We start from the raw sequence: 12,577 nt of genomic DNA, 5'->3' as shown, positions 1-12,577 counted from the left end.
AAAATGATACTGCCGATCAGGGTGCTGGTGCTTGAAGATCATGCCTTTGTGCGAGCTGTGGCGGTCAAGACGCTCCAGCAGATGGGGTGCGAGGAAGTGTTCCAGGCCAGTGACGGGGCTCAGGCGCTGGCCCTGCTGCAAACGGTCGGCGCGGTCGACATTGCCCTGTGCGACCTGTGTATGGACGGCATGGACGGCCTGGAGTTCTTTCAGCGCGCAGGACGCTCGGGGCTGGTCGGGTCGATCATCATCAGCAGTTCGTTGTCAGCCGATGTGCGTCGTGCCGTCCGCCAGATTGTTTCGCTGTCGGGGCTCAGGCTGCTGGGGGATGTCGGTAAACCCTTGTACGCACAAGCGCTGGGACTGTTGCTGGAAAAACACCTTGCGGGGCCTCGTGATGACGTGATTGCACTGCCCGTGCCTGAGCCTGCCAGTGAAAGCGAGGTGCGCAGTGCCTTGCGGGAAGGGCAATTGCAGCCGTTCTACCAGCCCAAGTTCAATCTGCTGACCGGCGAAGTCTGCGGCGTGGAAGTGCTGGCCCGCTGGCTCCATCCTTTTCGCGGGATCCTGTCGCCGGCCGTGTTCATGCCGGTGCTGGAGCGCTTTGGGCTGCTGGATGAGTTGCTGTTTACGCAAATGGACCAGGTCCTGACCTTGCTGCGGCTAATGCGTGAGCAAGGCTCCACGCTCAATGTCGCCTTCAACCTGCACGCCATGCAGTTGGCCAACCCCGAGCTGGTTTCTACCATCAGGGGTATTCTTGCGTTGCACGATACCCCCGGCAGTTGCCTGACGTTCGAACTGACCGAGAGTGGCTTGCTGGAGGCTCCGGCCACCAGTCTTGAAAGCCTGGTACGCCTGCGCATGATGGGCAGTCGCTTGTCCATCGATGACTTCGGTGCCGGCTTTTCATCGTTGCAGCGCCTGTGCCAGTTGCCGTTCAACGAAATCAAGCTGGACGGTGAGTTCGTCCGCACACTGGACGACGAGCCACGTTGCCGCGCAGTGATCGGCAGCACCCTGGCGCTGGGCGAGGCATTGGGCATGTCGGTGGTGATCGAAGGCATTGAAACCGAAGCACAGCGCCAGCAACTGCTGGCATTGAACTGCCGCCAGGGGCAGGGTTATCTGTTTGCCCGGCCCATGAGCGGCCCTGACTTACTGCGCTGGCTGCAAATGTCATCGGTCCCGCAGAAAAAAAGTTAAATGGAAATGGAACTGTTTCTTTCAGAATAGTCCTACATAAACCCTGCGCTGTTGTCCTTAGTCTCACAGGCTCTTGAAATGGCTAAGTGCAGACTGGCCGCATTGTTATTGCAGAGTTGATCAACTATGCCGAATAAAGCCTTACGTATACTGATTGCCGATGAGCAGCATTTTCATCGGATGAAAGTCGAGCGCCGCCTGAATCAGCTCGGTTACTACCGAATTGCTCCCGTGCATTCACTCGACGAGTTGCTCAGTGTCGTTGAGTACGGGTGTGAACCCTTTGACCTGGTGATCATCAATGCCTCCCTGACGACAGGCACCGGACTGGATCCCCTGGCATTCTGTCAGGACAACCAGCAGATTCGTCATGCGCTGATTTACGATGCCCAGCAGGCCGGGTTGCCAGCGTTGTTTGTCGCGCAGCCGGGTAACGTGCGGATCAGTCAGGACCGGGTTCCGGATCAGGAAACCCTCGAGAGCCTGATGAGCCGCGTGGATCTGCCCATCCCCCTTTCCGAACGTCCTCATCCCTGGCATCAGGGTGGTCTGCGCGCCTGAAAAATCTCCAGGTGACGTAGTACCGTTCGTCTGAACTGTCATATCTGACAGGTAGTCGGTCCGCTATTCCCGTGCAATAGTCATTGCGCGGCCGTTTCTATTCGGCCCATGATTTTGCCGTGGGCGATACATTTACAGGAGTTGCCATGAGTTCACTGTTGATCGCAGACGATCATCCGGTTGTTCGGGCGGCTCTGAAAATGGTGCTTGGGGCACTCAAGGACGCTAATAACAGGCCGCTGTTCCAGACTATCGCGCAGTCATCCACTGCCATTGATGCCCTGCTAGCGATTCGCGAGCATTCGCCCAGCCTGGTGGTGCTGGACCTGCAGATGCCCGGGCTCAGCGGACTGGAGTTTCTTGCTCGTCTGCAGCGCGAGCGCTTGCCCTCGCGCATTGTGGTCTTCACCTCCCATGAGCCCAGGTTCTATGTCGAGCGTTGCATGCGGGGTGGGGCCATGGGGTTTGTCGAAAAATCCAACGACCTCGATGAGCTGTGTAAAGCCGTCAAGGCGTTGATGTCTGGCTACACCTACTTCCCTCGACTGGACACCAGCTCGGTGAACCAGAGCCTGCTACAGATGGATGAGCAGAAAATGATCGACAGGCTCTCCGACCGCGAGTTGACCATTTTCCAGCACCTGGCACGTGGCTCCAGCAACAAGGAAATTGCCGAGCGCATGCACCTGAGCCACAAAACCGTCAGCACCTACAAAACCCGCTTGATCGAAAAGCTCAACGTGAAGTCCCTGGTTCATCTGCGGGATTTCGCCCAACGCAACCATCTGCTCTGAATCCCCGTGAGCACGCGCGCCTGGCGGGTCGTGTTGACAGGGGTCAGCCTGTGTTGGGCGCTGAGCTGCCTTGGTTCCACGCCGGAACCCCTGCGGCTGCAGGGGCGATCGAGTGTCGAGGGCTACCGGGTCAACCTGGATGAAGCGGATTGGCGCTGGCTGAGGGAGAAAGGTCGCTTGCACCTCGGCGCCTCGGCACCAGACTACCCACCCTTCGAAAACACCATCAATGATCAGTACTTTGAGGGTATCACCGCTGACTTTGCCGGGCTGATCGCCCAATTGCTGCATATCAAGGTGGAAGTGGCGCGTTATGACTCTCGCGAGGCAGTGATTGATGCGTTAAAGCAGGGGGAGATTGATCTGTTGGGGGCGGCCAACGGATTCGAAGCCGCCGATTCGCAATTGTTGATGTCACGTGCCTATGCCGAGGACGCGCCCATCCTGGTCACGCGGGTGGGCGACAGTGCGCGTTTGTCACCTGATCTGGGCAACCTGCGGGTGGCGATGCTGGATCACTACGTGCGGCCGGACACCGTCAAGGCAGCTTACCCCGATGTCCGGCTTGAGCTGTATCGCTCGACCTTGAGCGCCATGGGGGCTGTGGCCTTTGGTGGTGCGGATGCTTACCTGGGCGACTCCATCAGTGCCAACTACCTGATCAATAACAACTACCTGAGCAATGTGCAGCTGACGCAGTTCGCCCGGATGGAGGTCAACCCGTTCGGCTTTGCCGTCAGTGCCGACAACCTCCGCTTGCGGGGCATCATCGATGCTGCGCTGGCGGCGATTCCAGAGCAGGAGCGCACGACCATTCTGCGCCGCTGGAGCTCCGGCAGCAGTTTCAGCAACACCCAGCGGGTGCAACTGAGCTCCCGCGAGCAGCGCTGGCTGGATCAGCATCCTCGGATCAAAGTCGGCTTCATGCGCGACTTTGCGCCTTTGTCGTTCGAGGACGAAAACGCCCGGTTCACTGGGCTCAGCGCCGAGGTACTGAACCGGATCAGCCTGCGTACGGGTTTGCGTTTCGAAGCGATACGCGGCGAGTCGCTGAACCAGCAGATTGACCAGTTGAAGCGTGGCGAGATCGACCTGATGGCCGTGCTCACCCCAAGCATTGAGCGCCAGGCCGAGATCCGCTTCACCCGACCGTATCTGATCAACCCCTTTGTGCTGGTCTGTGCCATTGGCAACAAGGCCCCGGTGACCCTGGATGATTTGGCGGGTAAACGCGTGGCGGTGGTCGGACGCAATGCGTTGCGCGAACTCATTAGCGCCCATGCGCGGGATGTGCGTTTCATCGAAGTCGACAGTCCTGCCCAGGCCATGACCATGGTGGCGAACAAGGAGGCCGATGCTGCGATGCCTTCGTTGATCAGTGCGCGTTACATCATTGCCCGACAGTACCGTGACACCCTGCAGGTCGCCAGTACCGTAGGCACTGAACTGACGCACATCGGTTTTGCGACCAACCGTGGCGAGCGTGAGCTCTACTCCATCCTGAACAAGGCCCTGTTGAGCATTTCCCCGCAGGAACTGGACGAACTGGCCAGTCGCTGGCGTAACGAAGTGCCTGTCGACGGCAGCTACTGGTCACGCCACCGCACCACCATCATTCAGGGGTTCGCCGCGGCAGGCCTGCTGTTGTTACTCGCGTTGGCCTGGATCGCATACCAGCGCAATCAGATTCGCAAACGCCAGCAACTGCTGCAACAGGTTCAGCAGGCCAAGGATGCCGCTGACGATGCCAACCGTGCCAAGACCACGTTTCTGGCCACCATGAGCCATGAAATTCGCACCCCCATGAATGCGCTGATCGGCATGCTGGAATTGGCGATGACCCGGGCGCAACAGGGGGTGACCGACCGTTTCGCGATTGAAGTCGCGTCCAGTGCGGCACAACAACTGCTGGAGTTGATCGGCGATATTCTGGACATCTCGCGGATAGAGTCCGGGCATTTGTCCCTCGCCCCGGAACGGGCCAACCTGGGGGGATTGGTCGAGTCGGTGAGCAAGGTGTTCGAAGGCCTGGTGCGGGAAAAGAACCTGCAGTGGTTGGTTGAACTGGACGCTCGCAGCCAGCGCGACGTGCTGATCGACCCGATGCGCTTCAAACAGATCGTCTCCAATCTGCTGAGCAATGCCATCAAATTCACTCGTGCCGGACACATTCGCATGACGTTGCAGGTTGAGCCCGGTACGGTGCCGGGACACGTGGCCGTCAGGCTGCTGATCGAAGACACCGGGATAGGTATCAGCAATGCCGACCAGCAGCGCTTGTTCAGCCCTTTTGTACAGGCGGCCAATAGCCCTCAGGACGGACGCAGTGGCTCGGGGCTCGGCCTGGTCATCAGTCGCTCGCTGTGCGAGATGATGGGAGGGAGTCTGCAGCTCAACAGTGTGCTGGGGAGCGGTACCCGGGTCGAGGTCCAGCTTGATGTAGCAGTCTTGCAACCGTTGACCGAGGTACCGCCAGCACCGGGTGCTGCGCTCGGACCAGGGCGTTCGTTGCAGGTACTGGTGGTGGATGACTACGCGGCCAACCGCCTGTTGCTGGCACAGCAATTGAGCCACCTGGGGCATCGGGTACAGGACGCCAGAGACGGGGAGGAGGGGCTGGGTTTTTGGCGTGAGCATGTGTACGACGTGGTCATCACCGATTGCAACATGCCGGCTCTCAGCGGCTATGAACTGGCGAGGGCGATCCGTGAGGAGGAGCGAATCCACGGATTGAAACCTTGCCTGATCCTCGGCTTCACCGCCAACGCCCAGCACGAAGAAAAGATCCGCTGCCGGGAAGCCGGGATGGACGATTGCCTGTTCAAACCCATCAACCTCAAGGACCTGAATGCCGGACTGACAGGGGCTCCGGTGTTGGCGAATGCATCGGTGTCGGTCGAAACACCCGCGGATCCCGGCGTCGAGTTCGACTTAGGTGGCCTTGAGCAACTGGCCGGGGATGATCGCCACCTGATCGATCATCTGCTGGCCGACCTGACGGCCAGCAATGCCGAGGACAGGGTGCGTCTACAGGCGCTTCATGCCGACAGTGATCGCATCGGTTTGCGGGATCTGGCCCATCGGATCAAGGGTGGTGCGCGAATGATCAAGGCACAGCGCCTGATCCTTTGGTGCGAACAACTGGAGACCGCGTGCCGCGAGCACGACAGCCACTCCCTGAACCAGGCCGTGCAAGGGTTGCACGACGCCATGCAGCGGCTGGATCGGTATCTCAAGCGCTAGACGCTCAGTGGCCAGCTACGCGCTATAAGCTTCTTGCAGCTTACGGCTTACAACTTGCAACTGCCCTTAAGCAATATCGCTCTGGCTGAACTCCGCACCCAGAAAATCGATCAGCGTGCGCACCGACGGTAGCAGGCCACGGCGCGAAGGGAAGATGGCGTGGACGATCCCGCACTTGGGCGCCCAGCCCGGCACCAGTTCCACCAGACGCCCCGCAGCAAGATCGTCACGCACCACCACGGCCGGCAGGTGGGCGACGCCCAACCCCGCCAGTACGGCGGTGCGCAAGGCAATCAGGTCGTCGGTCACCAACCTTGGATGATGGCGGATCACTGCGCTGGCGGCGTCCGGGCCGAACAGCTCCCATTGGTACTCCCGTTGCGCGGCGCCCCAATGCAGGCTCGGCAATCCGCTCAGGTCCGCAGGTGAGGCGGGGGTCGACAAGCGTTCGACAAAAGCCGGGGCGCCCACCAGGCTTTGGGTGCTGTTACCCAGTACTTTCATCACTAGGTCGGTGTTTTCCAGCGGCGGAAAACGCACCCGCAGAGCAATGTCGAAGCCTTCGTGGATCAAGTCCACGCGGCGGTTGGTACTCTCGATGAACAGCTCCACCAACGGGTACTTGAGCATGTAGCGCGTCAGCATCGGCCCGACCCAGGAGTTGAGCAGCGCCGTCGGGCAACTGATGCGCACCAGTCCCTGGGGTTCGGAGCGATTGCGTTCAATCAGTTCGGCGGCGCTTTCGGCTTCCACACGCATCGCCAGGCAGCGCTGGTAGTAGGCCTGACCGATTTCAGTGAGCGAACAATGCCGGCTGGTACGGTGGATCAAACGCACCCCGAGGCGTTCTTCGAGCTGGGCAATGCGTCGGCTGAGTTTCGATTTGGGCATGTCCAGCGCCCGTCCTGCCGCGGCGAAACCGCCGTGTTCGACCACTTGGGTGAAGTAGTACAGGGTGTTCAGGTCTTCCACTATCGTTCTCCAAATAGAACGCTAAGGGTGATTTTTGCAGTCTACCGGATCAAAGGTGTCGGATTTAAGCTTTGTCCATGTTCTGACTCACCCCACATTCGGAGGCACCATGAAAAACATCATCGGTATCTACACCAGCCCAAGGGCGCACTGGGTGGGCGACGGTTTTCCGGTCCGCACGCTGTTTTCCTACGACAGCTTGGGCAAACACATCAGCCCGTTCCTGTTGCTCGACCATGCCGGCCCCGCTGAATTCACCCCGACCACCGCACGACGCGGCGTGGGTCAGCATCCGCACCGCGGGTTTGAAACCGTAACCATCGTCTACAAGGGCGAACTGGAGCACCGGGACTCCACGGGTAGCGGCGGCAAGATCGGCCCTGGCGATGTGCAATGGATGACCGCGGCGTCCGGGATCCTGCACGAGGAGTACCACTCCGAGGCATTCGCCAAGACGGGCGGCACCCTGGAAATGGTCCAGCTGTGGGTCAACCTGCCCGCCAAGGACAAAATGGCCGAGGCCGGCTACCAGACCCTCCTCGATGGCGATATCCCGAGCATCGCCCTGGAGAACAAGGCCGGTAGCCTGCGTCTGATTGCCGGTGAACTCGACGGTCACAAGGGGCCGGCGCGCACCTTCACCCCGATCGATGTCTGGGACATCCGCCTCAATGCCGGCAAGGTGCTCAACCTGGACCTGCACGAAGGTCGCAACACCGCCCTGGTGGTACTGCGCGGCACGGTTCAGGTCAATGGCCTGGAGCTGGTGCGCGAAGGACAACTGGCGCTGTTCGAACGCCATGGCGACCAGTTGAGCCTGGAAGCGAACAACGATGCTGTGGTCCTGCTGCTCAGCGGTGAGCCGATCGACGAGCCGATCGTCGGTCACGGCCCGTTCGTGATGAACACCGAGCAGGAGATTCACCAGGCTTTTGCCGATTTTCAATCCGGTCGGTTCGGCCGGATGCACGGTTAAGCCGTATCGGTTCAATCACCCGCTCTACACAGGATGCGTAGGCCGGTTCCCAGGCCAGGGATGGCTGTTGCCTAAACGAAAGAGGAAACGCACATGAGCACCCACAACGCGGCCAACTTCAACGGCCTGAAACCGACCATCGACCCCAACGACAGCGCGCTGCTGTTGATCGACCACCAGAGCGGCCTGTTCCAGATCGTCAAGGACATGGACGTGCCGCAATTGCGCGCCAACGCCATTGCCCTGGCCAAGGCCGCGACCTTGTTGAAGATGCCGGTGATCACCACTGCCTCGGTACCTCAGGGTCCGAACGGGCCGCTGATTCCAGAGATTCACCAGGAAGCACCGCACGCCCGATACGTGGCGCGTAAAGGTGAAATCAACGCCTGGGACAATCCTGAATTCCGCGCGGCGGTCGAAGCCACCGGCAAGAAAACCCTGGTCATTGCGGGCACCTTGACCAGCGTTTGCCTGGCGTTCCCGTCGATTGCGGCGGTGCATGAGGGCTACAAGGTGTTTGCGGTGGTCGACGCCTCCGGTAACCACTCGAAACTGGCCACTGATCTGACCATTGCCCGTTTGGCACAAGCCGGGGTGGTGCCGATCGACATCATGGCTACGCTATCTGAGCTGCAAGGCTCCTGGAACCGTCCAGATGCCGAGCAGTGGGCTGCTGTCTACGCCCAGGCCATGCCGCATTATCAATTGCTGATCGAGAGCTATCTCAAGGCTCAACAAGTGGCGAACGAACACGAAGTGCTGGACTCCCAGCGCTAACCGGGTACCCCACGCCGACATTCACTCGGCATCGATAACACGCGAGGACTACTGCAATGACTACTTCTTACAAGCGTCTGGACAAGGATAACGCCGCCGTTCTGTTGGTTGATCATCAGGCGGGCCTGCTGTCGCTGGTACGCGACATCGAACCGGATCGTTTCAAGAACAACGTGCTGGCGCTGGCCGACCTGGCCAAGTACTTCAAACTGCCGACTATCCTGACCACCAGCTTTGAAACCGGCCCCAACGGCCCGCTGGTACCCGAGCTCAAGGCAATGTTCCCCGAGGCGCCGTACATCGCTCGCCCTGGCCAGATCAATGCCTGGGACAACGAAGACTTCGTCAAGGCCATCAAGGCCACCGGCAAGAAGCAACTGATCATTGCCGGTGTGGTGACTGAAGTGTGCGTGGCCTTCCCGGCACTCTCGGCCCTGGCCGAAGGGTTTGAGGTGTTCGTGGTCACGGATGCTTCCGGTACCTTCAACGAACTGACTCGTCAGTCGGCCTGGGATCGCATGTCGTCCTCCGGCGCCCAACTGATGACCTGGTTCGGCTTGGCCTGTGAGCTGCACCGCGACTGGCGCAACGACATCGAAGGCTTGGGGACCTTGTTCTCCAACCACATTCCGGACTACCGCAACCTGATCACCAGCTACAACACCTTGACCGCCGGCAAGTAAGCCGGGTCCGGTGGTGTACACAGCCTCTGTGCACACCACCCATCAACTGCGGGAGCGGGCTGGGCAAGCCCGCTCCCGCATTGGTTTTCCAGTGTTTTGCAGGCGGCGTTTATCCCGCAAAAACAATTGCTCCTACACTGTTGCCAATGTGTGCGATCTTCCGTTCATCGGCCTTCGCTGGAGTTGCTTGATGCTGTCACTGCTCACCGACCATCCCCTGTACGCCGCCTTGGCGCTGATGCTGTTCGACCTGTTGCTGTGGCGCGTGATCAGCAGCAGCGGCAGTCAATGGAAGCTGTTGGTGCGGCTGCTGATGTTCTCGTTGTTCAGCGCCGTGCTGTTCAATGAGGGGTTGAACCCGATGCAGGCGGCGCCCTGGCCGGAGAACGTGCCGCTGCACCTGGCGGCGACCGGTTTGCAGATCGCCTGGTGGCTGTTCGCGGCGCGCACCCTGACCGTGCTGATCGGTGCGGTGATGATGCCGCGGGTAGGGCACACCGGCCGGCTGTTGCAGGACCTGCTGGGGGCTGTGATTTTCCTGATCGCGATCATTGCCGCGTTGGCCTATGTCCTCGATCTGCCGGTCAAGGGCGTGCTGGCGACGTCCGGTGCGGTAGCAATCATCGTCGGCCTGGCCTTGCAAAGCACCCTCAGTGACGTGTTTTCCGGCATCGTGCTCAACACCACCAAACCCTATCAACTCGATGACTGGATTTCCATCGACGGCACCGAAGGCCGGGTCATCGACATCGACTGGCGCGCCACGCGCCTGCAAACCGCCCAGGGCAGCATGGCGGTGATTCCCAACTCGCTGGCGGCCAAGGCCAAGATCATCAACTTCAGCCGGCCCAGTGATATTTTCGGCATTGGCGTCAGCTTGCAGTTGAGTCCCCATGCGCGGCCGCAAACCGTGATCGAGGCGCTGGAGCGGGCAATGCAGGGGTGCCGGCCATTGCTCGGCCAGCCAGCGCCGAGCGTCGCCTTGAAAAGCGCCAGCAGCAGCGGCGTGGAGTACGAGATCAGTGGTTTTGTCAGTTCGATGGCGCAAAAACGTGAAGCGCGCAATGCGTTGTTCGACTTGGCGTTCCGCCATTTACAGGCGTCGGGCGTCCGCCTGTTGTCGACGGCCGAGGGCGATGCCCCGGTGAACCTGTCGCGGCCACGAGCGTTGCTGGAAAGCTCGACCATTTTCTCGACCCTGCATCAGGATGAAAAGGACACCTTCAGCCAGAACATGGAGCTGATCACCTTCCGCGCGGGCGAGATGATCTTGCCCGCGGGCCAGGTCAGCGATCATTTGCTCATCATCGAATCGGGCGTGGTCTCGGTGACCCTGAGCCGGGCGGGCAACAAGTTCGAAGCCGGGCGCATGGGGCCGGGGGAGGTGATTGGCGAAGCCGGGATTCTGTCCGACGACTCGGTGCCGGCGGACTTCTACGCCAAGACCTACTGCACCCTGTACCGCATCGAGAAGGAGTACCTCAAACCCTGTCTCGACGCTCGCCACGACATCAATGAGGCGATGAAGGCCTTGCTCGACTTCCGCCAGCAAACGGCGCAGACCTTGACCCGCGAAGTGCCGGCGGTTGCGGTGAAAAAGGGCTTCTTGCAGTGGCTGCGTAGCCGCCGCTAGCGCGTGGCAGGCGCTACGGGATCACACGAACCCTGTGGTGAGGGCGCCTGTTCTTTCCCCAGGTCCGGAAAACGGATCAATCGGCAAGCGCCGAATTGGCTTCCTCAACTTCGCAACTATTGGTCATTTGTCGTCGGCCCGGGCGGGGCTACTGTATGCCTCAACCACTTGTTATGGAGCAGACCATGCAACCTCGTATCGACTTCTACACCGCTTCTCCGGAGGCCCTCAAAGCCATGATCACCCTGGAAGGGGCGGTCTCGAAACTGCCGCTGGAAAAGTCCCTGATCGAATTGGTCAAACTGCGAGCCTCACAAGTCAACGGCTGCGCCTTTTGCGTTGACATGCACACCGCCGATGCGCGCAAGTCCGGGGAGACCGAGCGTCGCTTGTACGCTGTGTCGGTATGGCGTGAGACGCCGTTTTTCACCCCCCGAGAACGCGCGGCCCTGGCCTGGACAGAGTCCTTGACCCTGTTGAGTCAGACCCATGCCCCGGATGAAGACTACGAACAACTGAGCGCCGAGTTCGATGCCAGGGAAATGGTCGACCTGACCGTCGCGATCACCACCATCAATGCCTGGAACCGCCTGGCCGTGGGCTTTCGCAAAATGCCCCAGGCCTGATCAGTGAGCGTCTGCTGAAGGGGCCGCCGGTTGTTGCACCTTGCGCATCAGGGGCACCATCAGCGTCGCCACGATGAAGCAGACCATGATCATCAGGAAGGCGTCGCCGTAAGTCTGCGTCTGGGCTTCACGGTAAGTCAGCAGCCACAGTTCACCGAGGCGGTTACCGACAAGCCTGGACGTAGATGACCGAGCACGCCGTCAGCGGGGTCCAGCAGGATGCGTACCGGCACCCGCTGCACGATCTTGGTGAAGTTGCCGGTGGCGTTTTCCGGCGGCAGCACACTGAACTGCGAACCGGTGGCCGGAGCCAGGCTGTCGAGTCGGCCATGGAATTGCTGTCCGACGAGCACGTCGGCGTGAATGCTGACCCGTTGGCCGGGCACCATATGCGCCAGTTGATCCTCCTTGAAGTTGGCATCCACCCACAGTCCGCTGGCCGGTACCACCGAGAGCAGTTGCGCGCCCGCCTGGGCGTAGGCGCCGCCCCGTGCCCGGCGATTGCCGATCACACCGTCCACCGGTGCGCGCAGTTCGGTGCAGTCAAGGTTCAACTGCGCCAGATCACGTTCGGCACGCGCCTGTACCAGTGCAGCCCTGGACTGTTGTTTCTGGGTGGCGATGACATCCAGTTGCCGCTGGGTCGCGAGTAACTCGGCCTGCGCCCGGGCGCTCGTCAGTTGCCGGTGGGCAGGTGATCGGTGTCTTGATGGTTACTGCGGGTCGACGATTTTCCACCAGTCGGGTTGGCCGTCCGCAAAGGCGTGATGCGTCGGTGTGAATGCCGGGTCTTCAACGTGATCGAAACCACCGAGCAACAGGGCGATGGTGGGCGCGTCATCGATGGCGCCGATCGAACTTCCGCACCGAGGACAGAACGCGCGGCTGGAATAGTTCGATGACCTGAAGGTGGCTGGCAGGCCGCCGGTCCCGGTCCAGGTGACATTGTCGCGGGGAAATTCAACCCACGCAGCCGTCGGTGCGCCCGTGTGCTGCTGGCAGTGGCGGCAGGAGCAGGTATGGGGATTTTCGGCCGGGCCCTGGGCCGCATAGCGAATCCAGCCGCACAGACAGCGGCCGTTATAAGTCGTCTCGCTCATTGCCAG

11 protein-coding genes and 1 pseudogene are annotated in these 12,577 nt (G+C 60.6%); 9 read left to right on the top strand and 3 right to left on the bottom strand.

Annotated features, from left to right (window positions below):
- Positions 1–3 precede the first annotated feature (3 nt).
- From CKW07_RS04025 to CKW07_RS04010, 4 genes are all read left to right on the top strand, one after another.
- Positions 4–1,206: an EAL domain-containing protein gene (locus CKW07_RS04025; RefSeq protein ID WP_095143710.1), complete on the top strand. Its 1,203-nt coding sequence runs from the start codon at positions 4–6 to the stop codon at positions 1,204–1,206.
- A 126-nt stretch (positions 1,207–1,332) separates the two neighbouring features.
- Positions 1,333–1,767, top strand: a complete 435-nt coding sequence (locus CKW07_RS04020; RefSeq protein WP_095143709.1) for a chemotaxis protein CheY — start codon at positions 1,333–1,335, stop codon at positions 1,765–1,767.
- A gap of 146 nt (positions 1,768–1,913) precedes the next feature.
- Entirely contained in the window at positions 1,914–2,561 is a 648-nt protein-coding gene (locus CKW07_RS04015; protein WP_095143708.1) for a response regulator transcription factor, read from the top strand.
- A 6-nt stretch (positions 2,562–2,567) separates the two neighbouring features.
- Positions 2,568–5,804 carry a transporter substrate-binding domain-containing protein gene (locus CKW07_RS04010; RefSeq protein ID WP_095143707.1) on the top strand — a complete coding sequence of 1,079 codons (3,237 nt, stop codon included), beginning with the start codon at positions 2,568–2,570 and terminating at the stop codon, positions 5,802–5,804.
- A 66-nt stretch (positions 5,805–5,870) separates the two neighbouring features.
- Here CKW07_RS04010 and CKW07_RS04005 read toward each other — a convergent pair whose 3' ends face one another.
- Positions 5,871–6,779 carry a LysR substrate-binding domain-containing protein gene (locus CKW07_RS04005; protein ID WP_095143706.1) on the bottom strand — a complete coding sequence of 303 codons (909 nt, stop codon included), beginning with the start codon at positions 6,777–6,779 and terminating at the stop codon, positions 5,871–5,873.
- Between the two features lie 106 nt (positions 6,780–6,885).
- Between CKW07_RS04005 and CKW07_RS04000 the strand changes: the two genes are divergently transcribed.
- The 5 genes from CKW07_RS04000 to CKW07_RS03980 all read left to right on the top strand — a co-directional run bounded on the left by CKW07_RS04000 (position 6,886) and on the right by CKW07_RS03980 (position 11,471).
- Positions 6,886–7,752 carry a pirin family protein gene (locus tag CKW07_RS04000; protein ID WP_095143705.1) on the top strand — a complete coding sequence of 289 codons (867 nt, stop codon included), beginning with the start codon at positions 6,886–6,888 and terminating at the stop codon, positions 7,750–7,752.
- Positions 7,753–7,845: 93 nt separating this feature from the next.
- Positions 7,846–8,529, top strand: coding sequence for an isochorismatase family protein (locus tag CKW07_RS03995; RefSeq protein WP_095143704.1), 684 nt, complete (start codon positions 7,846–7,848; stop codon positions 8,527–8,529).
- A gap of 56 nt (positions 8,530–8,585) precedes the next feature.
- A complete protein-coding gene (ycaC, locus tag CKW07_RS03990) occupies positions 8,586–9,212 on the top strand; it encodes an isochorismate family cysteine hydrolase YcaC (protein WP_095143703.1) in 627 nt (208 codons plus the stop codon).
- A gap of 190 nt (positions 9,213–9,402) precedes the next feature.
- A complete protein-coding gene (locus CKW07_RS03985; protein WP_095143702.1) occupies positions 9,403–10,845 on the top strand; it encodes a mechanosensitive ion channel family protein in 1,443 nt (480 codons plus the stop codon).
- Positions 10,846–11,030: 185 nt separating this feature from the next.
- Complete coding sequence (locus CKW07_RS03980) at positions 11,031–11,471, top strand: carboxymuconolactone decarboxylase family protein (protein ID WP_095143701.1); 441 nt, start codon at positions 11,031–11,033, stop codon at positions 11,469–11,471.
- A 137-nt stretch (positions 11,472–11,608) separates the two neighbouring features.
- Here CKW07_RS03980 and CKW07_RS03975 read toward each other — a convergent pair.
- A pseudogene (locus tag CKW07_RS03975) lies at positions 11,609–12,154 on the bottom strand (efflux RND transporter periplasmic adaptor subunit); the annotation flags it as partial.
- A 30-nt stretch (positions 12,155–12,184) separates the two neighbouring features.
- Positions 12,185–12,571: a GFA family protein gene (locus CKW07_RS03970; RefSeq protein WP_095143700.1), complete on the bottom strand. Its 387-nt coding sequence runs from the start codon at positions 12,569–12,571 to the stop codon at positions 12,185–12,187.
- Positions 12,572–12,577 lie beyond the last annotated feature (6 nt).

This window comes from Pseudomonas sp. Irchel s3b6, from assembly GCF_900187415.1.
Classification (GTDB): domain Bacteria; phylum Pseudomonadota; class Gammaproteobacteria; order Pseudomonadales; family Pseudomonadaceae; genus Aquipseudomonas.
Note: the sequence above shows the minus strand (reverse complement) of the source record. Positions and strands in the feature narration are given on the sequence as shown.